The following is a 20,658-nucleotide window of genomic DNA, read 5'->3' on the forward strand; positions in this document are numbered from 1 at the left end:
GGCATGTCCCAGGAGGCAAGAACGCCCGAACTGCCGGTCCTACTCCCGGCTTCTCCGCCGCCTGCGCCCGCCGCCCTCGCCATCGTCGGCGCTCACCTTGCGCTCCGGCAAAGTCACCACCGTCGAAAGCTTCGGGAAGGCGTCGACCTTGTTCGGCAGTGCCATGGCGTTGACGAAGTGCTCCTGAAATTTCGATTCAAGCGCCGTCTCTATCTTCTCGATTTTGCTGACGGTTTGCTCGATCTCGCGGCGGTGGCCACGGTTGAGCAGCGCCATCAGCGCGCCGGTGCCGGCGGCATTGCCGACGGCCTTTACCTCGTCGAGGTCGCAGTCCGGGATGAGGCCGAGCACCATCGCGTATTTCGGGTCGATGAAGGAGCCGAAGGCGCCGGCGAAGCGGATGGTGTCGACGTGGTCGACGCCCTGCTTTTCCATGAGCAGCTTGATGCCGGCGTAGAGGGCGGCCTTGGCGAGCTGGATGGCGCGGATGTCGTTCTGGGTCACCGTGATGCGCGGCTCGCCGTCATGCAGCAGGTAGGAGAAGGTGCGCCCGTTCTCAATGATGCGCGGGCTTCTCGCTGCCATGGCGCCATCGACGACGCCGTCCTGCGAGATGATGCCGGAGAGATACATCTCCGCGACGATCTCGATGATCGCCGAGCCGCAGATGCCGGTGACGCCGACGGAGGCCGCAGCCTCGGCAAAGCCTTCCTCGTCCGACCACTTGTCGACGCCGATGACGCGGAAGCGCGGCTCCAGCGTTACCGGATCGATGCGCACGCGCTCGATCGCGCCCGGCGCGGCGCGCTGGCCCGAGGAGATTTCCGCACCTTCGAAGGCGGGGCCCGTGGGCGAGGAGGCGGCGACGACGCGGTTCCTGTTGCCGAGCACGATCTCGGCATTGGTGCCGACATCGACGAGCAGCATCATCTTGTCCTGGCGGTAGGGGCCTTCGGAAAGCGTGGCGCCGGCCGCATCGGCGCCGACATGGCCGGCGATGCAGGGGAGCATATAGAGCCGGGCGCCGCGGTTGACGTCGATCTCGAGTTCATGCGCCCAGTATTGCAACGCACCGGAGACGGCGAGCGCAAACGGCGCCTGGCCGAGTTCCGTCGGGTCGATGCCGAGGAACAGGTGGTGCATGATCGGGTTGGCGACGAAGACCATGTCGAGAATGTCGTGACGGTCGACCTCGCCCTCGGCGCAGACCTTGCCGATCAAGCCGTTGACCGCCTCGCGCACGGCCTTGGTCATCGCCTCGCGCCCATCCGGGTTCATCATCACGTAGGAGACTCGGCTCATCAGGTCTTCGCCGAAGCGGATCTGCGGGTTGGAGGCGCCCGAGGAGGCGGCGATGCGGCCCGAAAGCAGCGACACCAGATGCATGGCGATCGTCGTCGAGCCGATGTCGCAGGCCACACCATAGGCCTCGTTCTTCAGGCCCGGCCAGAGGCCGACGATGAAGGGGCGGGAGGAGTCCATGTCGCGGTGGATGGCGGCGGTGACGGCCCAGTTGCCCTTGCGCAGGATGGTCTGCACCTGCGGGATCAGGTGCGGCGCGATCAGGAGGTCCTTCCAGCCCCAGTCCTTCTCCAGCATCACCTTCAGCCGGTCGAGGTCACCGAGCGGCTTGTGCATGTCGGGCTCGTCGACCTCGACATAGCAGAGCTGGACGGCGGCATTGCGCTCGATCACCCGGTCGGTCGCGGCCTTGCGCACAACCTGGGCGTTGATGACGGTGTCCTGCGGCACGTCGACGACGAGATCGCCGAGGATCTGGGCGGAGCAGGAAAGCCGGCGGCCATCCGGCAGGCCGCGGATCTTCTCGTAACGCTCTTCCTTGGCGCCCTTTGCCGAGATGTGCTCCAGCGAGGAGACGATCTTGTGCTTGGCGAAATTGCCTTCCTGCACCTCGATCTGACAGCGGCCGCAGGTGGCGCGCCCACCACAGACGCTCTCGACATAGACGCCGAGCTTGCGCGCGGCATCGAGAACCGGCGTGCCAACCGGGAAGCGGCCGCGCTTGCCCGAAGGCATGAACAGCACGAGAGGTTCCTTTTGCGCGGCTTCGGTCATGTTGGTCTCGATCTCGGAAGTGCCTTCGATGCGCATGCTTCAAGTCTTTCGTCAGGTCCGCTCTTTCCAGAGTGAAGCACCGGTAAGGTGAGTCATCTCGCGAGCGAAGCATGGGTAAACGGTTTCAGACTGCACCGGAACGCCGCCCGATAGTTGTCCAATCCCGACATGGAACGATCTCAAAGCATCATTTCAGGTGGTGATGGCGATGAAGGATAAATTGCTCACGGCTTCGTGCGCGACAGACGCCTCGCGTTGCTGCGCACCCGCTTGCCATAGGGCCTGAGTGCGGCGGATGCAATCGCCGTTCCATGGCCCGATGCCGTGCCGCCGGTCATCAGCCGCATGGTGTTGTCGAAGGCGGCCTTCCAGAGCGCCACATTGACGGCAACGACGCTCTCGGCGGTCGCAGCGATTTTCTCGGAGATCATGCGATGAAGCTCGGTCACATCCTGCGACTTGCCCGTCAGCGCCGCCATCTGCATCTCCTGCAGGCGCACGGCGATGACGAAGGGCGCTTCAAACCAGAGGGCTGCGGCATCGAGGCGAAGGCGGCGTGTCATGGTGATCTCCACTTTGCGTTGGCAGATGGAAGCGGTGAAGTGCGCCGCTACCGTGTCCCGCCCAGCCAATCGACGGTGAAAGGAGAAGGACGGCAAAGCGCAGTTGGCTTCTCGTCGTCCTTCTCCCTTCAAAAACCGTTCAATGCCGAAGCAAAACTATTCGCGCGCGCCGCCGGCGCCGGCACGGGCCGCACGACCGCCGCGACGTCCGCCGGAGGCGGCAGCCACAGGTGCGGCCGCAACAACGTGGCCGCCTTCGGCAGGCTTGTGGTCGCGGTAGGTCTTGATCCAGTGGGTGCAGTTCGGGTCGGTGCCGTTCAAGACGTTGGCGGCGCGCACGGCCTCCATTTCCTGCGGGCGGCAGGGGTTCATGATCGCCGAGGTCATGCCGGCGCCGATGACCATGGGGATGAAGCCGGCATTGATGCCGTGGCGGTGCGGCAGGCCGAAGGAGATGTTGGAGAGGCCGCAGGTGGTGTTGACCTTCAGCTCTTCGCGCAGACGCCGAAGTAGCGCGAAGACCTGCTGGCCGGCGGTGCCCATGGCGCCGATCGGCATGACCAGCGGGTCGACGACGATGTCATGCGGCTTGATGCCGTAGTCGGCGGCGCGCTCGACGATCTTCTTGGCGACGGCGAAACGCACATCCGGGTCCTCGGAAATGCCGGTTTCGTCGTTGGAGATGGCCACGACCGGCACGTCGTACTTCTTGCAGAGCGGCAGGATCGCCTCGAGCTTCTCTTCCTCGCCGGTGACGGAGTTGACGAGCGGGCGACCCTTGGCGACACGCAGGCCCGCTTCGATCGCGGCGGTGACCGAACTGTCGATCGACAGCGGCACGTCGACGAGGCCCTGGACGATTTCCAGCGTCTTGACCAGCAGCGGCGGCTCGGTCTCGTTCGGGTTGACGGCGGTGACGCCGGCATTGACGTCGAGCATCGTGGCACCCGCGGCAACCTGCTCCAGTGCATCCTTGATCACGGTGTCGAAGTTGCCCTCGATCATCTCGGCGGCGAGCTTCTTGCGGCCGGTCGGGTTGATGCGTTCGCCGATGACGCAGAACGGCTGATCGAAGCCGATGATGATCTCGCGGGTGGCGGAAGCGACGATGGTGCGGGTCATGCGGGGTCCTTTGTCCTGAAGCGTCGGGCTATGTAATCACGCCCTTGAAATCGATGATAGGCGTCGAATGGCCGGCGCCGATTTTGTCTGCGATCTGGTCAGTGCGGATGATGAGCCGCGGCTTCGGCCATCTGCTGCTGGTTTTCTTCCTTGCCCTCGCGGATCTGCTCCAGGCGCTCGGCAACCAGCGCGTCGGCCGGCAGCGTCTCACGCTTCCAGGGCTTGCGGCCCTTCAGCACGCCCGATTCATGCACGATCTCCGCGACATATTCTTCCTGGCGATAGGCCATCACGTGGATGCCGGAGACGCCTTCGATCTCCTTCACCTCGTTGATGATGTCGATGCAGAGCTGCTTGCCTTCCTTCTTCTGGTCCTGGGCGCCTTCGAGGCGGGTAATGACGCTATCGGGAATATGGATGCCCGGCACGTTGGAGCGGATCCAGCGGGCCGTCTTGGCCGACGCCATCGGCCCGACGCCGACGAGGATGTAGCATTTCTCGTGCAGGCCGAGGTCGCGCACCTTCTTCATGTATTCGCGGAACATCGGCACGTCGAAGCAATACTGGCTCTGGACGAACTGGGCGCCGGCCTCGATCTTCTTGGCAAGACGATAGGGGCGGAAGTCGTAGGGCGGGGCGAAGGGGTTGATCGCGGCGCCTAAGAACACATGCGGCGGCGTCGTCAGCTTGCGGCCCGAGAGGAACTTCGCGTTGTCGCGCATGATGCGCACGGTTTCGAGCAGCGACATGCAGTCGAGGTCGAAGACGGGCTTGGCACCCGGCTGGTCGCCCGCCTGCACGCCGTCGCCGGTGAGGCACATGATATTCTGCACGCCCATGGCGGATGCGCCGAGCACGTCGCCCTGGATGGCGATGCGGTTCTTGTCGCGGCAGGCGATCTGCATGATCGGCGCGTAGCCCATGCGGGTCAAAAGCGCGCAGATACCGACGGAGGACATGTGGCAGTTGGCACCCGATGCGTCGACCGCGTTGATGCCGTCGACCCAGCCGTCGAAGATCGCCGCGCGCTCGTAGACGTCCTGCGGGTTGGCGCTGTCGGGCGGGTTGAGCTCGGCGGTGACGGCGAATTCACCGCGGCGCAGCACGCGCTCGAGGCGGCCGCGCGAGGAATGGCCGGGCAGGGGATCGAGCGGCGCGCCGGGATCATGGGGATTGATGTCGGGGCTCATGCCTGGCCTTCCTTTGATGCCGCTTCACGGCGCGCTGCGGCTTCCGCCGTCACGCGCAGCCAGGACGAGGTTTCGCGCAGCGACTGGTTGACCGGCTTCTGCACATTCATGATCGCGTTGCCCTTCACCATGTTCTGCGAGCCCTTCCAGGCCTGCACCCAGACGCAGGGCATGTCCGGCTCGACCTCGCAATTGCCGTTGGCGCGAACGCCGCCGCAGGGGCCGTTGCGCAACTGCTTCGGACAGTTCATCGGGCACGACATGCCGGTCGAAGACAGCGCGCACTGGCCGCACATGCGGCAGTCGAAGAGGAAGCCCTTGACGTGACGCTCGACGAAGGTCACCGGCCGCTCCACCCGGCCATAGCCGATGGCGTTCCACAGCGGGTGAAGCAGCAGGAACATGTCGGCAAAGCGGTTGTAGAACCATTCGAGGAAGCGGGAGTTGCGGACCGCCCAGAGGCGGACCGTATATTTGTGGCGCGAGCGGCGGCTTGGCGAAACCCCGGTCGGGGTATAGGCGCCGGTCGCGGCCTTGGCGGCAGGCGCGGCATTGCCCTTCATGATCTTCGGCTCGCCCGCAGGCTTGGCGTCAGCCATTGTCCCGGCCTCCGGCTTTGACGAGCGCGACGAGGCGTTCGCGGTCATAGGCGGCTTCGAGCTCGGCAGCGGCGCTATCGGCCTCGGCGTCGAGATCATCGGAGACCGGCACCGGATCGGCCTTGCGCCACTCGGCGAGATAGTCATCGGTTTCGGCAGCGCCCGTGCGCATGGCGCACATGTCGATCGCTTCGGTGAAGCGCAGCGAGAGCTCGCGCTTCGCCGTCGTGCGGCCCTTCTTGATGATGACCTGGGCCGGAATGTCGCGCCAGTAGACGATAATGCGATCTGCCATCGGGTGTCGTTCTCCTCCCCCTGCATGTTTGCTTTGATCGGAGCCGATTAAAGATCAAAAACATGCAGCACTCCACAGTGCCACAGCGACCTTTGCGTGTCTGACAGGACGCGCGGCGCTGTAGGTGCGACAATGCGCATGTACAGGCTTCCGGGCTAATCTCGCCACGACGTCGGATATGTCCAAAAACGACGCTGGCGCAGAAGCCATATCAGACGCCCTGGGAGCGGTGCGCAAGTGGCGGTTGACGCTTGGCACGGCGACGTTCGCAATCAGGGCGGATTGCCCGCAGTTTCAGGCTTTTAGGTCGCAGCCGGTCGACAGGATCGCAGGCAATCCGCCTACCAGGTACGCCGCGTCAGACCGTTCCACACCCAGGTCCAGATCGGTGGATGAAACCATTGCCGTGACGGACCTGCGACATCGACAGTCCGCAGATTTCCGGCAAGCGCATCCGCGACCGCGGCAATCGCGATCTCGGTGGAGGCGGCGGTCTGCAGCAGCGCATAGGTGTGCATCGTATCTTCAGGCGCGGGCTTCTGGCGCGACTGATAGAGCACGCCGCCGGTATCGACGCCCGGATCGACCAGATGCACGGTGGCGCCGAAATTCCCAGCGTCGCCGTTGACCAGCGCCCAGTAGCCGCCCATCAGCCCGCGATAGGCGGGGTTGATGCCGGCGTGGAAATTGATGACCGGGCAGGGGATCGCGGCAAGCGTCGCGGCCTTCAGCATGCGGCAACTGATGAGAAAGACGACATCGGGTTCGAGCGCGCGAAGCTGCCGGACGGCTTCGGCATCGTTGATAGAGGCGACCGATTTGACCGGGAGCGACGGATCGGGCGTGCCCGAAACCTTATAGGTGGCGAGGATCTCTTTCGCCCGCTTGCGGGTGAAGCGCTTGCCGAAGCGCGAGGCGATCATGGTGGCAAGCTGGCCGAGCGCGGTCACCCAGCCGAGCTTGCGGGCGCGGCGGCGCAGGAAGAGGCCCTTCGGTTCCGGCTGCTCCTCGATGACGGTGACATCGGCAAAACGTGCGGCCAGCGCATTGATCATGATCCACGGATTTTCGCCACCCGCCGTCACCACGACGATGCGGCCCGGGCGCTTGCCCGCGGTTTGATTCTGGCTGGCGATTTCGGTCATGGCGGCCTCGCGGATCAACAGGGCCACAGATATGAAGACTTCCCGTTACCGCCGGCTTAACCGGTTCCAGTACCACTCGGCAACGCCGCCGCCGAGCACGACCAGAGCCACGCTCTCGACCATCTTTATGTCGTCGGTCAGGTTACAGATCTCGCCGACCAGCAGCGCAAGAAGCATCCCGCCGGCGCATCCGATGGCGTAGGGCAGGTAGTCGAGGAATTTCACCGGTGCCTCCCGTCTCATCGTGCAGCCATTGCGTGCTGAGATGAAACGTAGGGTAGCGCAAATATGCGGTTTAGGAAGGCCTATTTATCGCGCGGGACGAACCTGTCGAGACCGCGCGCCGGATCGTCCACGTCGCGCTGCCCCTCTCCTCGGGTTCAACCCCAGGACCAGCACTTTCCCCGCGGGCGGGGAGAGGGGACGTGGCCGGATCGCAGCGTTGTCAGGTAGAATTTGCCGGGACTGGGGAGGCCGCGCTGTTGCCTCACGATGCAGCAGTAATTCGCCGGTGAATACCCCCGAGACTTTCCTTGAACCGCTCGAACGTCCCATGCTCCGTCAGTTCGCACAGCACCTGCTCGTTGATGCCGCCGCGTGTCGCATAGTCGGCGGCCAAGTGGGCGAAGCTGGCATCCGGCGTTGCCTCCGGCGCCTGACCCAAAGCCCCAAACAGGGAGGCGACATAGTCGCGGCCTTTCGCTTCTTCGACGCCGTGATCCTTCAGCCAGCCATGGATCGTTTCGAGATATTTGAAGTAGCTGGCATAGGTGGCGGTCGCGACGCTCAGGGCATCGAATTCGCTTTCGCTCGCAACCTCGATCGCCTTGCCGAGCCGGCCGAAGAACGCCGCGATTTCCGGGTCCGGCGGGAAGATGATCGTCGGCCCCTGGCGGATCGCGATCATCGGCATCGGCAATGCCTTGGTGACCCGCTTCACCGGACCGATCATGGCGGCGATCTCGTCGCAGGAGAAGGTCGCGATCAGGCTGACCACATGATGATCGGGCCGGAAGCGCAAGCCGGGCAGGACGTCGCGGGCAATCTGCGGCCGGACGGCGAGCATGACGGTGTCGCAATCATCCAGCACCTCCTGATTGCCGGCGGCAACGCGCACATCCGGAAACCGGGCAGCAAGGCCTGCCGCGATCTCTTCGTTGCGCGGCGAGAGCACGACCGCCGTGGCTTCGCCCGGAAGCGATTTGAGCCCCGTCACGATCGCAGAGGAGAGGGCGCCGGTGCCGATAAAGCCGAGTTTCATGGGATGTCCTGTAGCTTTGGTGCGTTGCCGGCGCACAATAGTGCTCGGCGCCCCGGCGGCAAGTCATGGCGATCGGCTTGCCCACAATCCTTTGCCGTCGCGGCGAGAAACGGGCCCCTTACGATCGGCCGGAGAATGCCGCGGCGTTCAGCGGCCGCATGCGCGTCTTCGCGCCGTGCATGCCTATTTCATATAGGCGCGCACCACGTCCACCAGTTCCGCTGCCGCTTCGTCTCGCTCCTTCTGCGACAGGTCGGCCGCGGCCAGGTGCATGTGGATGTGGTCTTCGACAACTTCCGCCATCAGCCCGTTGACCGCACCGCGGATGCCGGCAATCAGCTGCATGACCTCGGTGCAGCCCTTTTCCTCTTCCAGCATCCGTTCGACCGCCTCCATCTGCCCCCGGAGCCGACGGACCCGGTTGATGAGTTTCTGCTTTTCGCGGATGGTATGGGTCATCGGATACTCCGGTTTCGGGCGCCGTCGCTATGCGGCCCGTGGTTCCACCTCCACCGTCACATGCGACAAATCGTGAATGGCGGCAAGCTTCTCTCGATAATAGGAGGGCGCCCGCGGGTTGTCGGCGACAATCGAGACGATGGCGCCGTGGTGGCCTGGCCCGAGCTGCCAGACGTGCAGATCGACGATCTCGGCATCTTCCCTGGCGACGATCTCTCCGATTTCCTCCGGCAAGTCCTCGCCTTCGGGGATGTAGTCCAGCAAGGTTGCGCCGGTGTCGCGGATGAGACCGAAGGACCAGCGCGCAATGACGATTGCGCCGACGATGCCCATCGCGGGATCGAGCCACAGCCAGCCGTAGATCGCGCCCAGGCCGAGAGCGGCAATCGCGAGAACCGAGGTCAGGGCGTCGGCGAGCACGTGCAGATAGGCAGCCCGCAGGTTTCGATCCTGTCCGCCATGGTGTCCATGGTGATGCCCGTGGTGATCGTGGTGGCGATGGCTGTGATCGTCCTTCAGCAGCCAGGCGCAGACGAGGTTGACGATGAGGCCGGCGACGGCGACGAGAATCGCTTCGCTGAAATCGATCGTGACCGGCGCGTTGAGGCGGCGCAGGCTTTCCCAGCCGATCAGCACCGCGATGAGCGCCAGCACGATGGCGCTGGAGAATCCGGCGAGATCGCCGAGCTTTCCGGTGCCGAAGGTGAAGCGGCGATTGTTCGAGTGTTTGCGCGCATAGAGATAGGCGAGCGCGGCGATCAGCATTGCCGCCGCATGGGTCGACATGTGCCAGCCATCGGCAACGAGCGCCATCGACCCGAAGACCTCACCGGCCGCGATCTCGATCACCATCATCGTCGCGGTAACCGCGATGACGATCCAGGTGCGTCGTTCGTTGCGCTCGTGATTGCCGCCGAGGAAGACATGATCATGGCGCGCCGCGAGCACGCGCGCCTCGTCGTGCGAATGCGCGTGGTGCCCATGATGGTGATGATGGTCGTGCGGGTGGTTGCTCATGCCGTGTCTCCAATATGATATAGGGGGGTACCCTATTTTTAGGCCGGCGTAAAGCGCTCGTCTTCTCTATCGTTCCGTCGGTGATGGTTGTCGGCGGGAAGAAGGAGCCGGCACCTTCGGAGCCGCGGTCGGCCTTAGAGCGGGATGCGCTCACATGCGTTCTGCCCGCCGCTCTGGCCCTTTGTTTTTGCCGCATTTGCAGTCAGGAGTTTCCACCTGACTGCAAATGCTCTAACCGGCCCCGCCGAGAGCGATGGCCGAGCCCGTAAACGGCAGGACCCGCTTGTAGCCCATAGGCGTCGGCTCGATCTGTGTGGCGGCGGACGTGCCGAATTGCGTGATGCCCACGCCGAGATACTCGGCCAGATCGTGGCGACGCCCGCCGCAATCGAACGAAGCGCTTGCGATCAGGCGGGCCGAAAACACATTGGTGCCAAACAAGGCTGCCGTCGTCCCGCCAATAGTGTCAGAGAGCGTGGTGCCGACCACAAGGCTGGTCCGCCGGAACGTCGCGATGCATTCGCCTTCTGCGAAGGAGGCGGGGTCATCGAAAGTTCCTCGCGGCTTGCGCTGCAGGTAGAGGGAGAACTCGCCGACGGGGTCGAGCCCGAGGGACAGCGCGCCGTTTGCCATCCCCTGCGCCTTGAAAGGCTTGGCCGCGAAGGTGAAATGCGCCGTTGTTTCGCCCGGCTCACCATCGAAGATCTCGGCATCAGGCAAAGGCAGGTGCAGGAAGTAACCGTAGTCGGCCAGCGTACCGTCGTTCGCCTCGTAGAAGCGACCCGTGGCATACCAGGCGAGTTCGGCAGGAAACAGTGCGCTCATGGCGAGTAATCCTGTGGTCGGCGGTGGAGTTGCGGCCAGCAGGTTGTGCAGCTTTTTCGAGCGAGCGGAAAGGTCCGCCGTGGCCCGCGTGCCGCTGGAAGGCGCTATTCAGCCGACAGCGTAAACACGCGCCGGCAGGGTCGGTGAATATTGGCCCTCTTTGCGACACGGCGCGCCATGGAATGACACGGCGCAGGCGAGCCGCGCGCCGTCGCCTCACGCCCTCAGAAGCGACGTCGCGAGATCACCATAGCCGGTGAAGCGATATTCGTACTCGAGCCCGAGATAATCGGCAGCCTTCTTCGCCTTTTCCTGCAGGGCCGGATCCTCCTGCTGCGAGAGATAGACCAGCTTGCGGTAATGGCCGAAATACATGTCCCTCAGTTCCGGATGCCGGTTGAGGCCGAGCGGTTCGATGACGAAGGCCTCGAACTGGCGGGCGAGGAAGTCGGTCAGGAAGAAGGCGGTGATGTCGTCATCCCAGCGGCGGGCGAAATCCGCGTTGCCGACAAAGAAGGAATAGCAGTGCGGGCCGGGGATGCGCTCGACCTTTTCCTCCTCGCACAACCGGTCGAGATGGCCGCCGGTGCCGCAATCGGCATAGGCGACGAAAATGCGCTCGAAGCCTTCGGCGCGCGCCTTGGCGATCGCGTCACGAATGCCTGGCGTGATCTTTTCGGGCGTGTTGTGCCAGATGGCGGGCAGACAGTTGAGGTCGATGTGGGAGAGACCGTTTGCCTCGCAGATCGCCAGGATTTCACGCGCAATGGCGCCACAACCGATCACGTGAACTTTTTTCGGTTGTGCGGGTTCTTTTGACGGCTGTAATTTTTCCATCTTGATTCCACTTGGCTATGCGGGAAGGAACCTGACCATGAAAGTAAGAAGCCTCGCCATCGTCGGCGCCGTTCTCGTTGCCATGGCAACGCTGAGCGCCTGCGGCAACACCATCCGCGGTATCGGCAGGGACACCGCAAATGCGGTCAACGCGACACAGGATGCCGGCCGCAGCGTGGCGAAGGCCGCCAACTAAAGCGGTGCCCGTCACCTGACGGCGCGCCGTCAACGCATTCATTATATATAAGAAAGCCGGCCGCAGATTTCACTTCTGCGGCCGGCTTTATCAATTCGGATGACCCGAAGCTCAGCCAGCCGCCAGGCGGTTGTGCTTGCGCTTCATGAAGTCCTTGGCGGTTTCGACGGCGATCGCCGCGTCGCGGCAATAGGCGTCGGCGCCGACGGCCTTGCCGAATTCCTCGTTCAGCGGCGCACCGCCGACGAGAACGACGTAGTCGTCGCGCATGCCCTTTTCCTTCATCGTGTCGATAACGACCTTCATATAGGGCATGGTGGTCGTCAGCAGCGCCGACATGCCGAGAATATCCGGCTGCTCGCGCTCGATCGCTTCGAGGTAGTTCTCGACCGGATTGTTGATGCCGAGGTCGACGACATCGAAGCCGGCGCCTTCCATCATCATGCCGACGAGGTTCTTGCCGATGTCGTGAATGTCGCCCTTGACGGTGCCGATCACCATCTTGCCGAGCTTCGGTGCGCCGGTTTCGGCGAGAAGCGGGCGCAGGATCGTCATGCCGGCCTTCATGGCGTTGGCCGACAGCAGCACTTCCGGCACGAACAGGATGCCGTCGCGGAAGTCGATGCCGACGATGCGCATGCCTTCGACCAGTGCCTGGGTCAGGACGTCGTAAGGTGTCCAGCCGCGTTTGAGCAGGATGCGGGTTCCGTCCTCGATTTCCTCCTTCAGACCATCATAGAGGTCATCATGCATCTGCTGCACGAGTTCTTCGTCGGAAAGGTCCTCGAGAATGATTTCATCGTCTGCCATATTGGGGTTCCTCGGTTCCTGGCACGGTCGCACGAAAATTTCGGGCGCGTCCATCAATCCATAGCGTTCGATTTCTAAAAATCTGTTTTCGAAAGCGACGTCGCATATGACAAAAAGCGACGGGAGGGCAGGTTCTTTTGACCCCTGCATATTCTTAACAAAAACAATATATTCGCGCCACGCGGTTTTTAGCGTCGTGGGATCGCTTCTCGGTAGTGTTCGAGTTGCGCCACTCCTTGGCGCATTGAGACCCGCAAGGACCCCGATGCTTGGTAGCATTAGGGCCAATCGATGCTTGAAGGCGCAAGAAGTGATGCGCGGGAGAGGAAAAGCGAATGAGCGACGTGACAGATCAGGGCGCGGGTGAAGGCGGCGGGCGCCGCGCGCGTGGCGAGGGACGGGGAGCGGCGGCACGGCGTGCGTCGCGCACCGGCGGCGGTCCGGGACCGTCTCTGCCCTATATCCAGCGCAAGATTCGCGAATATGAGGTTCTCGACGAGGAAGGCCTGCAGCTCATCGAGCGCAATGCCGATACCGTGCTCGAAGAGATCGGCATCGAATTCCGCGACGACGCCGAGGCGCTTGAACTCTGGAAGGAGGCCGGCGCCGACGTGCGCGGCCAGCGCGTGCATTTCCCCAAGGGGCTCTGCCGCGAACTGCTGAAGACCGCACCTGCCGAATTCACCTGGCACGCCCGCAACCCCGAACGCAGCGCCCAGGTCGGCGGCAAGGCGACGATCTTCGCGCCGGTCTACGGCCCGCCCTTCGTGCGCGACCTCGAAGGCAACCGCCGCTATGCGACGATCGAGGATTTCCGCAATTTCGTGAAGCTCGCCTATATGGCGCCGTCGATGCATTCGTCCGGCGGCACGGTCTGTGAGCCGGTCGACATCCCCGTCAACAAGCGCCACCTCGATATGGTCTACAGCCATATCAAATATTCCGACAAACCCTTCATGGGCTCGGTCACCGCGCCGGAACGGGCGGAAGACACGATCGCCATGGCAAAGATCGTTTTCGGCGACGAGTTCGTCGAAAACAACTGCGTCACGCTGAACCTCATCAACGCCAACTCGCCGATGGTCTTCGATGAGACCATGGTGGGCGCGCTGAAGGTCTATGCCCGCCACAACCAGGCCTGCGTGCTTTCGCCCTTCATCCTCTCCGGCGCCATGAGCCCGGTGACGGTTGCCGGCACGCTGACGCAGATCCTCGCGGAAGTTCTCGCCGGCGCCTCGTTCACCCAGCTCATCCGCAAGGGTGCGCCGGTGCTCTTCGGCACCTTCGCCGCCTCGATCTCGATGCAGTCGGGCGCGCCGACCTTCGGTACGCCGGAGCCGTCGCTCGTCTCCTATGGCGCAGCCCAGCTCGCCCGTCGCCTGAAGCTTCCCTTCCGTACCGGCGGCTCGCTCTGCGGCTCCAAGGTTCCGGATGCGCAGGCAGCGCACGAATCCGCCAACACGCTGAACATGACGCTCTTGGCCGGCACCAATTTCGTGCTGCATGCGGCCGGCTGGCTCGAAGGCGGTCTCGTCTCGTCCTACGAGAAGTTCATGATCGACCAGGACCAGCTCGGCATGATGCAGAAGATGGCCGAAGGCGTGGACCTCTCGGAAAACGCCCAGGCGCTCGACGCGATCCGCGAAGTGGGTCCGGGCAGCCACTATCTCGGCTGCGCCCATACCCAGGCAAACTTCCAGACCGCCTTCTATCGTTCGCCGCTTGCCGACAACAACTCCTTCGAACAGTGGGAAGTGGAAGGCGAAAAGCGGATCGAGCAACGCGCCAATGCGCTCGCCCGCACCTGGCTGGAGCATTACGAAGCGCCTTACCTGGATCCGGCGATCGACGAAAAGCTCAAGACCTATATCGCGAGCCGCAAGGACTCGATGCCGGACGCTTTCACCTGAAAGGCTCCCGAGCGCGCCAGGGAGCAAGGCGGAGCGGCGCAAGTGGCCGACATGATCCAGAAGGAGGTCTGGCGCCCGCATTACGAACACCAGGGGCCGAAACCGAAATGACGGCGCCTTCCGCGACAGCGGACAAGCTTATCGAGATGGTCCGTGCGGCGCTGGCGCCGCACGGACTTTTTTTGCGCGGAACGGTGAACTTCTCCTCCGCAGAGGCAGCGCCGCTGCTTTCCGATGGGCGGCGGGCGGCAAGCGTGCTGCTGATCGGCAATATCGGCGGCTCGCTCTGGCAACCCTTCAGCGCCTGGCGGGATGGCTTGCCGGATCGCGGCGGTGCCGATCCGCTCGACACCTGGTCGAAGGCGGTGATCGGGCCGATCGCCGACGCGTGCGGGGCGAGCGCCTATTTCCCGTCGGATCCGCCCTGGCAGCCGTTTCAGCAATGGGCGATGCGGGCGGAGGGCCTGAAGGCGTCGCCGCTCGGCATCCTCATCCATCCGCGCTACGGGCTCTGGCACGGCTATCGCGGCGCGCTCGGGTTCGAAATGGCACTGAGCGACACGGGCGAGCGCACGGAGGCGCACCCGTGCGATCGCTGCGTTGAGAAGCCCTGCATCTCGGCCTGTCCGGCAGATGCGCTTGCCGATGAGCGCTTCGATGTCGGCCTCTGTCGTGGGCATCTGCGCAGCGAGGCGGGCAGGGCGGGCTGCCTCTCCGCCGGCTGCCTTTCGCGCGATGCCTGTCCTGTCGGGCGCGCCTATCGCTATCCACTGGAGCAGCTCCGTTTCCATATGGCGGCGCTCGAGCTTTGAACGGAAACCATATGCGGTTTCCGCCGGCGTCTCGATTTCGCTCATGAGACGCGACCGCATTGCCGTCTTTGCCCGCAAAGATGGTGGAAATCTCCAAAATGACTAAAATTGGAGATGTCTTGGAAAGATAATATTATCGAATTTACACCGATTTGGACGGCGTGGCGTTGGAGTCCATCGTATGAGAGGCAGCCCAGTCGTATCCGTGAGCAACTATCCTCCGCACCTCTCGCGCGAGGAAGTGGAAGCGCAGATTTCCCGTCTCGACAGTATCCACGCCGCAAACAGCCAGATCCTCGAGGATGCCATGAAGCGCCTGCTGGCGATCGGCGCCGGCCACGCGGCCGTCATCGCCGCCTGCGTCGCGGGCTTCGATGCGCTGGTCGACCGTTCTGTCCTCGGCGGTGACCTTCTTCCTGATGCGATCGACATTCTCCGCAAGATCGCGTTGACCGTCAGCGCCCTTGGCCTGTTCTTCACCTTCCTGGCGATCGGCAACAATTTCAGCGAGGTGCAGAAGGAGGCGAAACGCCATGCGGTCAAGCTTGCCACGACGCTCAGAGAAAAGCGGCTCTTGCTTTCCCTGTCGCAGGACGTGCTCAACCGCGACCCCGGCTCCTACGTGCTGATGGGCGTCGGCGGGCTTGCCTGCCTGTGCGTGATCTTCGGGCTGGCGGCCGCCGCCGGATGCTTCGGCCTCGTCATGGCCATGGGGATTGCCGTCGGCGGTTGATCCTCCCGCGTCTTCAGCCCAGGTGGCGCGGGCGTTTGGCCGGATTATTTGTCGAGCTTCCAGGCGCATATCTTGGCGGTTTCACTGACCCAGCACGCGCCATCGCGCGTCAATTTGCCGAGCGGACTATGGGCATGCGTGGAACTTGGGCGCCCGTTCCAATGGGCCTCGGCCATGTTCGGGGCATCCTGGGTCGAAACAAAGACGTAGGTGAAATAATCCCGGCCTTGGAGCACGAAGTCTCCCTCACCGGTCGGGCGGAAATCGCATCTCCCTGTAATGTATTTGACGCCCTTGATCTGGAGTAAGCATTTCGCAGGAATGACCACTTCGTCAGTCGCCACTGTACTGACCTCTTCAGCCGCTGCGACCGAGGCGGAGCCCGCGACAATTGCGCAGAGCGCTGCGCGTGCAAAGCTGGTGAACTTCATCGTGGACCTACAAGACTGGTGTTGATCGGCCCAATTGACACGATTCGAGCGGCGTTGTCCTCAGAGTGGATTGCGGCAGCTCTCTTCGATCCTGCGCCAGAACCGCCGCAATCTCAGTCATGCTTGACGGCTGATTCGATTGGACCTTTTGCCATGCCGCTTTTTCCCAAACCTTTTCTCATCGGCGCCGTTCTCTCCGCCGGTCTTGCCGGGCCTGCGCTCGGCGCCTGCCGCGACGTCAGCCATCTTGGGCAGGATTACGTCGCCTGCAGCTTCGATCCGGCGACAAGTGATATCCGTCTCTACAACAAGGACCAGGCGGGCGTGCCCTTCCGCTCCTTCCGTGCGCTGTCGCTCGAACTGCGTCACCGTGACGAATACATGGCCTTCGCCATGAATGGCGGCATGTATCACGAGGATCTGTCGCCGGTCGGCCTCCACATCGAGGAGGGGCGCGAGCAGGCGCCGCTCAACACCAATACCGGCTGGGGCAATTTCCACCTGCTGCCGAACGGGGTGTTCTATGTCGGTGACGGCAAGGCGGGGGTGATGGCGGCGGATGCCTATCGCGACGCCGCGATCGCCCCACGTTTCGCCACGCAATCCGGACCGATGCTGGTGATCGACGGCAAGCTGCATCCGCGTTTCCTGCCCGATAGCACCAGCTTCAAGACCCGCAACGGCGTCGGCGTGACGGCCAAGGGGGAGGTGGTCTTCGTCGTCTCGAAACGCCCGGTGCGGTTCCACGATTTCGCGACGCTCTTCCGCGATGCTCTCGATTGCCCCAATGCACTGTTTCTCGACGGCACGATTTCCAGCGTCTATGCGCCGGAGATCAACCGCCATGACCGGCTGTTTCCGCTGGGGCCGATGATCGCCGTCGTCGGGAAATTTCCACGCTGACGTTCTTTTGGTATGGGATGCAGGCTTTTGGTGCGGGATGCGGGCGGATAACCGCACGCGCTGTTCCTGATCCCGCCAAAAAATTTTCTCTTCCACCCAAGGAATGGTTTGCCTGCAACGTCTAAGGTTCAAATGAGGTGAGGGCGGGCACGGATTTGGACGCTGAACTCGTCGAAAAGGCGGTGAACGGAGACCGGCGGGCCTTTGGCCAGCTTGTCGAGCGGCACTATGATTTTGTCCATGCGGTCGCCTGGCGCTGGTCCGGCAATGTCTCGGATGCGGAGGATATCGCCCAGGAGGTGTGCCTGCGTCTCGGCAGCGCGATCCGCGGCTTTCGCGGCACCAGCCGGTTTCGCACCTGGCTCTATACGCTGACGCTGAATGCCGCGCGCGACCACAAGAGACGGCAGGCGCGCGACGACCGGCGCATGCAGGCCTATGCCAGCGAGCAGGCGACGACGGCTGAGCCCGAAAACCCTGACGAGGAGCAGCGCGAGGCGCTCTGGGCGGCGGTGCGGGAACTGCCTGAAAAGCAGTGCGACGCGGTGTTGCTCGTCTATGCCGAAGGGCTGAGCCACGCGGCTGCGGCGGACGTGCTCGGCTGCTCCGAGGCAACCATATCCTGGCATGTGCACGAGGCGCGCAAGCGCCTCAAGACATTGCTCGGCAAGGAGGCAGTGTGACCATGAGCGACGATTTCGAAAAGCTTGGCGGGCTCAATCCGCCGAAGGCTTCTCGGCAAGCGCGCGCCCGCGCGCTCGCTGCCGCCATGCAGGCCTTCGATGAGCAGCAAGAAAATGCGACCTCCACCCAAGGATCGGTCCGACCGGTTCGTCAAAGCTCCATCTTCAACCGGATATGGAGCCCCATCATGAACCGGAAACTGCTTGCCGGATCGGCACTGGCAACCCTTCTCGTCGTGCCAGCCGCAGCCTTTCTGACGCTCGAACTGACGCGCAACGGTGCGCCCTTCGGCGAGAGCGCGCAGGAGATTGCGCTGAAGGAAAAGCCGAAGCAGGGGGCGGAACCGCAGGTGGCTGCGAAGAAAGCGGCCGCCGAACTCGCGCGCCAACAGGAAGCGAAAACCGTGGAGGCGCCGGCCGCCGTACAGACCGAGCGCGAAGCAGCAGCGTCCGCGGAAGCCGACGCGCTCGCAAACAGCATGGCGAGCGACAGTGCTGCCGCGCTCTCTGCCGTCGATGCCGTGCAACCGCAGATGACCTATCTGCCTGCACCCGCCGTCCAGGACGAAATGCTCGCCGCGCCTGAGGAAAACCGCGAGCGCTTCGGCAAGGCCGAAAGCAATCCGGTGAAGAGCGTTGCCACCGATCCGGTCTCGACTTTCTCGATCGACGTCGACACCGCATCCTATGCCTTCGTGCGCCGCTCGCTGATGGAAGGACAGATGCCGGAGCGCGATGCCGTGCGCGTCGAGGAGATGGTCAACTACTTCCCCTATGACTGGCCGCGGCCCGCAACCGCTGCCGAACCCTTTAAGGCGACGGTGACGGTAACGCCGACACCTTGGAACGGCGGCACGCGGCTGATGCATGTGGCGATCAAGGGCTATGACATTGTGCCGGCAGAGGCGCCGAAGGCAAACCTCGTCTTCCTGATCGACGTTTCCGGCTCCATGGACGAGCCGGACAAGCTGCCGCTGTTGAAGGGCGCCTTCCGGCTGCTCGTCGAAAAGTTGAAGCCCGAGGATACGGTCTCGATCGTCACCTATGCCGGCAATGCCGGAACGGTGCTGGAGCCGACTGCGGTCAAGGACAAGGCGAAGATCCTTGCAGCCATCGACACCTTGCAGCCCGGCGGCTCGACCGCCGGTGCCGAAGGCATCGATGCTGCCTACGCTCTTGCCGAGAAGGCTTTCGTCAAGGGCGGGGTCAACCGCGTCATGCTGGCGACCGATGGCGACTTCAACGTCGGCCCGTCGAGCGACGAGGACCTGAAGCGGCTGATCGAGGAGAAGCGCAGGAGCGGCATCTTCCTTTCGGTGCTCGGCTTCGGCCGCGGCAACTACAACGACACGCTGATGCAGACGATCGCCCAGAACGGCAATGGCACCGCCGCCTATATCGATACGCTGGCGGAAGCGCAGAAGACGCTGGTGGAGGAGGCGGGCTCGTCGCTTTTCCCGATCGCCAAGGACGTCAAGCTGCAGGTGGAGTTCAACCCGGCGGCGATCGCCGAATACCGGCTGATCGGTTACGAGACGCGCGCCCTCAAGCGTGAAGACTTCAACAACGACAAGGTGGATGCCGGCGACATCGGCTCCGGCCACAGCGTCACCGCGATCTACGAGGTGACGCCGAAGGGCAGCCCCGCGGTGCTGAACGACGACCTGCGCTATGCGACGGCCGATAAACCGGCGGCAGAAGCAAGCCCGCATGGCGGCGAACTCGCCTTCCTGAAGATCCGCTACAAGAAGCCGGATGGCGATGCGAGCGAGTTGATCACTACGCCGGTGACCGAGGCCAATGCGGTGCCGTCGCTCGTCGAGGCGCCGAACGATGTCCGCTTCTCCGTCGCGGTTGCGGCCTTTGGGCAGAAGCTCTCAGGCATGACGGCGCTGGCCGACTATTCCTACGACTCGATCATCGACCTTGCCGCCGCTTCAAAGGGCGCCGATCCGTTCGGCTATCGCGGCGAGTTCGTCAACCTCGTGCGGCTGGCGAAGGGGCTCGGCGGATCCAGGAACTGAGGGCGGAATTTGGTGCATGCGGATTTGCCCCTCATCCGCCTGCCGGCACCTTCTCCCCGCTGCGCGGGGAGAAGGGACCAAGTGGTGGCGGTTTTGCCCATCGCGAAGGCTGAGATTGAATGATGCCTAAGGTTTGGCGCTGGACGGTGCGCCCAGCGGCTCTCTCCCCGCTTGCGGGAAGAGATGTCCGGCAGGACAGTGAGGGGCATTTGTCAGGCTGCGCGAGTAGAGGGGCAACCACCCTTTCCGTCATCAAGTCAGATTGATTGGGCGATCACGTGCGCCCCTGCGTCAAACCTTCGGAAAGGCGCGCTCCAGTCCGCCGGACTTCGAAAGACCCGCCTTGAAGGCCTGATAGGCGGCATGCTGGCTGGAGCGGCCGGCCTCCGTCAGGCGCATTTGCAGGCGCGCCGGCGCTTCGCTGCCCAGCCACTGGCCGAGCTTTTCCAGTTTCAGCGAGTTGAGAAACCTGGCCTCGGAGGCAAGGTCGAGGTGACGGTAGAGGCCATCCATCAGGCGCTCGTCCTGCTCCGGGTTTTCCATCAGCAGGCGCAGGAAGGACTGGTCCGCTTCGCCGAATGCCCCAAGCTTTTCGGCAACGGAGTCGCGGTCGGGAAAGGAGGCTGGGCCGGCGTTCATGTCAGTGTCACCCCGTCTGCGTTTCCGACCGCGGCGCGTTCTCTGGGGCGCACCGGTCGCTGAACGAATCTCTTTGTCATCGGGGATAGGACAGCGGCCATCGGTGCGCAAGCTGTGACGCATATGCT

General features: G+C 63.5%; 23 protein-coding genes. 7 read left to right on the forward strand and 16 right to left on the reverse strand.

Going from position 1 to position 20,658, the window contains the following annotated elements; all coding sequences use genetic code 11:
• Window positions 1–39 precede the first annotated feature (39 nt).
• The 13 genes from ACQ5BM_RS02800 to ACQ5BM_RS02860 form a co-directional block, all read right to left on the reverse strand.
• Complete coding sequence (locus tag ACQ5BM_RS02800; protein ID WP_429807460.1) at window positions 40–2,112, reverse strand: ASKHA domain-containing protein; 2,073 nt, start codon at window positions 2,110–2,112, stop codon at window positions 40–42.
• 188 nt (window positions 2,113–2,300) lie between these two features.
• Window positions 2,301–2,639 carry a hypothetical protein gene (locus tag ACQ5BM_RS02805; protein WP_429807463.1) on the reverse strand — a complete coding sequence of 113 codons (339 nt, stop codon included), beginning with the start codon at window positions 2,637–2,639 and terminating at the stop codon, window positions 2,301–2,303.
• A gap of 156 nt (window positions 2,640–2,795) precedes the next feature.
• A complete protein-coding gene (locus ACQ5BM_RS02810; protein ID WP_429807465.1) occupies window positions 2,796–3,761 on the reverse strand; it encodes a methyltetrahydrofolate cobalamin methyltransferase in 966 nt (321 codons plus the stop codon).
• A 98-nt stretch (window positions 3,762–3,859) separates the two neighbouring features.
• Window positions 3,860–4,951, reverse strand: a complete 1,092-nt coding sequence (locus ACQ5BM_RS02815; RefSeq protein ID WP_429807468.1) for a methylenetetrahydrofolate reductase — start codon at window positions 4,949–4,951, stop codon at window positions 3,860–3,862.
• Complete coding sequence (locus tag ACQ5BM_RS02820) at window positions 4,948–5,550, reverse strand: methylenetetrahydrofolate reductase C-terminal domain-containing protein (protein ID WP_429807471.1); 603 nt, start codon at window positions 5,548–5,550, stop codon at window positions 4,948–4,950. Before ACQ5BM_RS02820 ends, ACQ5BM_RS02815 begins: the two co-directional genes overlap by 4 nt.
• The gene (locus ACQ5BM_RS02825) at window positions 5,543–5,845 is read right to left on the reverse strand and encodes a virulence factor (protein WP_429807473.1); all 303 of its coding nucleotides are present in this window, start codon (window positions 5,843–5,845) and stop codon (window positions 5,543–5,545) included. The genes ACQ5BM_RS02820 and ACQ5BM_RS02825 overlap by 8 nt, the downstream gene beginning before the upstream one ends.
• A 341-nt stretch (window positions 5,846–6,186) precedes the next feature.
• Window positions 6,187–6,990 carry a formyl transferase gene (locus ACQ5BM_RS02830; RefSeq protein ID WP_429807475.1) on the reverse strand — a complete coding sequence of 268 codons (804 nt, stop codon included), beginning with the start codon at window positions 6,988–6,990 and terminating at the stop codon, window positions 6,187–6,189.
• Between the two features lie 45 nt (window positions 6,991–7,035).
• Window positions 7,036–7,215, reverse strand: coding sequence for a hypothetical protein (locus ACQ5BM_RS02835; protein ID WP_429807478.1), 180 nt, complete (start codon window positions 7,213–7,215; stop codon window positions 7,036–7,038).
• 262 nt (window positions 7,216–7,477) lie between these two features.
• A complete protein-coding gene (locus ACQ5BM_RS02840) occupies window positions 7,478–8,251 on the reverse strand; it encodes a pyrroline-5-carboxylate reductase (protein WP_429807481.1) in 774 nt (257 codons plus the stop codon).
• Between the two features lie 183 nt (window positions 8,252–8,434).
• Window positions 8,435–8,710 (reverse strand): metal/formaldehyde-sensitive transcriptional repressor, encoded by a 276-nt coding sequence (locus ACQ5BM_RS02845; protein ID WP_429807484.1) that lies wholly within the window; start codon window positions 8,708–8,710, stop codon window positions 8,435–8,437.
• A gap of 27 nt (window positions 8,711–8,737) precedes the next feature.
• Window positions 8,738–9,727 carry a CDF family Co(II)/Ni(II) efflux transporter DmeF gene (gene dmeF, locus ACQ5BM_RS02850; RefSeq protein ID WP_429807487.1) on the reverse strand — a complete coding sequence of 330 codons (990 nt, stop codon included), beginning with the start codon at window positions 9,725–9,727 and terminating at the stop codon, window positions 8,738–8,740.
• Between the two features lie 231 nt (window positions 9,728–9,958).
• Window positions 9,959–10,552: a hypothetical protein gene (locus tag ACQ5BM_RS02855; protein ID WP_429807490.1), complete on the reverse strand. Its 594-nt coding sequence runs from the start codon at window positions 10,550–10,552 to the stop codon at window positions 9,959–9,961.
• A 216-nt stretch (window positions 10,553–10,768) separates the two neighbouring features.
• On the reverse strand, window positions 10,769–11,389 hold the full coding sequence (locus ACQ5BM_RS02860) for a DUF1638 domain-containing protein (RefSeq protein ID WP_429807492.1): 621 nt from the start codon (window positions 11,387–11,389) through the stop codon (window positions 10,769–10,771).
• 82 nt (window positions 11,390–11,471) lie between these two features.
• Between ACQ5BM_RS02860 and ACQ5BM_RS02865 the strand changes: the two genes are divergently transcribed.
• A complete protein-coding gene (locus tag ACQ5BM_RS02865; protein ID WP_429807674.1) occupies window positions 11,472–11,585 on the forward strand; it encodes an entericidin in 114 nt (37 codons plus the stop codon).
• Between the two features lie 111 nt (window positions 11,586–11,696).
• Here ACQ5BM_RS02865 and ACQ5BM_RS02870 read toward each other — a convergent pair whose 3' ends face one another.
• A complete protein-coding gene (locus tag ACQ5BM_RS02870; protein ID WP_429807494.1) occupies window positions 11,697–12,395 on the reverse strand; it encodes a corrinoid protein in 699 nt (232 codons plus the stop codon).
• Window positions 12,396–12,730: 335 nt separating this feature from the next.
• Between ACQ5BM_RS02870 and ACQ5BM_RS02875 the strand changes: the two genes are divergently transcribed.
• The 3 genes from ACQ5BM_RS02875 to ACQ5BM_RS02885 all read left to right on the forward strand — a co-directional run bounded on the left by ACQ5BM_RS02875 (window position 12,731) and on the right by ACQ5BM_RS02885 (window position 15,850).
• Window positions 12,731–14,305, forward strand: coding sequence for a trimethylamine methyltransferase family protein (locus tag ACQ5BM_RS02875; RefSeq protein ID WP_429807497.1), 1,575 nt, complete (start codon window positions 12,731–12,733; stop codon window positions 14,303–14,305).
• 107 nt (window positions 14,306–14,412) lie between these two features.
• Window positions 14,413–15,117, forward strand: coding sequence for a ferredoxin (locus ACQ5BM_RS02880; RefSeq protein ID WP_429807499.1), 705 nt, complete (start codon window positions 14,413–14,415; stop codon window positions 15,115–15,117).
• Window positions 15,118–15,298: 181 nt separating this feature from the next.
• A complete protein-coding gene (locus ACQ5BM_RS02885) occupies window positions 15,299–15,850 on the forward strand; it encodes a hypothetical protein (protein ID WP_429807502.1) in 552 nt (183 codons plus the stop codon).
• A gap of 44 nt (window positions 15,851–15,894) precedes the next feature.
• On the opposite strand, the gene ACQ5BM_RS02890 is transcribed toward ACQ5BM_RS02885, so the two are convergent.
• The gene (locus tag ACQ5BM_RS02890) at window positions 15,895–16,281 is read right to left on the reverse strand and encodes a hypothetical protein (protein WP_429807505.1); all 387 of its coding nucleotides are present in this window, start codon (window positions 16,279–16,281) and stop codon (window positions 15,895–15,897) included.
• 153 nt (window positions 16,282–16,434) lie between these two features.
• Between ACQ5BM_RS02890 and ACQ5BM_RS02895 the strand changes: the two genes are divergently transcribed.
• The 3 genes from ACQ5BM_RS02895 to ACQ5BM_RS02905 all read left to right on the forward strand — a co-directional run bounded on the left by ACQ5BM_RS02895 (window position 16,435) and on the right by ACQ5BM_RS02905 (window position 19,891).
• Entirely contained in the window at window positions 16,435–17,184 is a 750-nt protein-coding gene (locus tag ACQ5BM_RS02895; protein ID WP_429807508.1) for a phosphodiester glycosidase family protein, read from the forward strand.
• A gap of 155 nt (window positions 17,185–17,339) precedes the next feature.
• Window positions 17,340–17,867 (forward strand): RNA polymerase sigma factor, encoded by a 528-nt coding sequence (locus tag ACQ5BM_RS02900; RefSeq protein ID WP_429807511.1) that lies wholly within the window; start codon window positions 17,340–17,342, stop codon window positions 17,865–17,867.
• A gap of 2 nt (window positions 17,868–17,869) precedes the next feature.
• Entirely contained in the window at window positions 17,870–19,891 is a 2,022-nt protein-coding gene (locus ACQ5BM_RS02905) for a vWA domain-containing protein (protein ID WP_429807513.1), read from the forward strand.
• A 291-nt stretch (window positions 19,892–20,182) separates the two neighbouring features.
• On the opposite strand, the gene ACQ5BM_RS02910 is transcribed toward ACQ5BM_RS02905, so the two are convergent.
• The gene (locus ACQ5BM_RS02910) at window positions 20,183–20,530 is read right to left on the reverse strand and encodes a hypothetical protein (RefSeq protein ID WP_429807516.1); all 348 of its coding nucleotides are present in this window, start codon (window positions 20,528–20,530) and stop codon (window positions 20,183–20,185) included.
• Window positions 20,531–20,658: the final 128 nt, after the last annotated feature.

Origin of the sequence: Ensifer sp. B1-9, assembly GCF_050474445.1 — a bacterium.
Lineage (GTDB): Bacteria > Pseudomonadota > Alphaproteobacteria > Rhizobiales > Rhizobiaceae > Ensifer.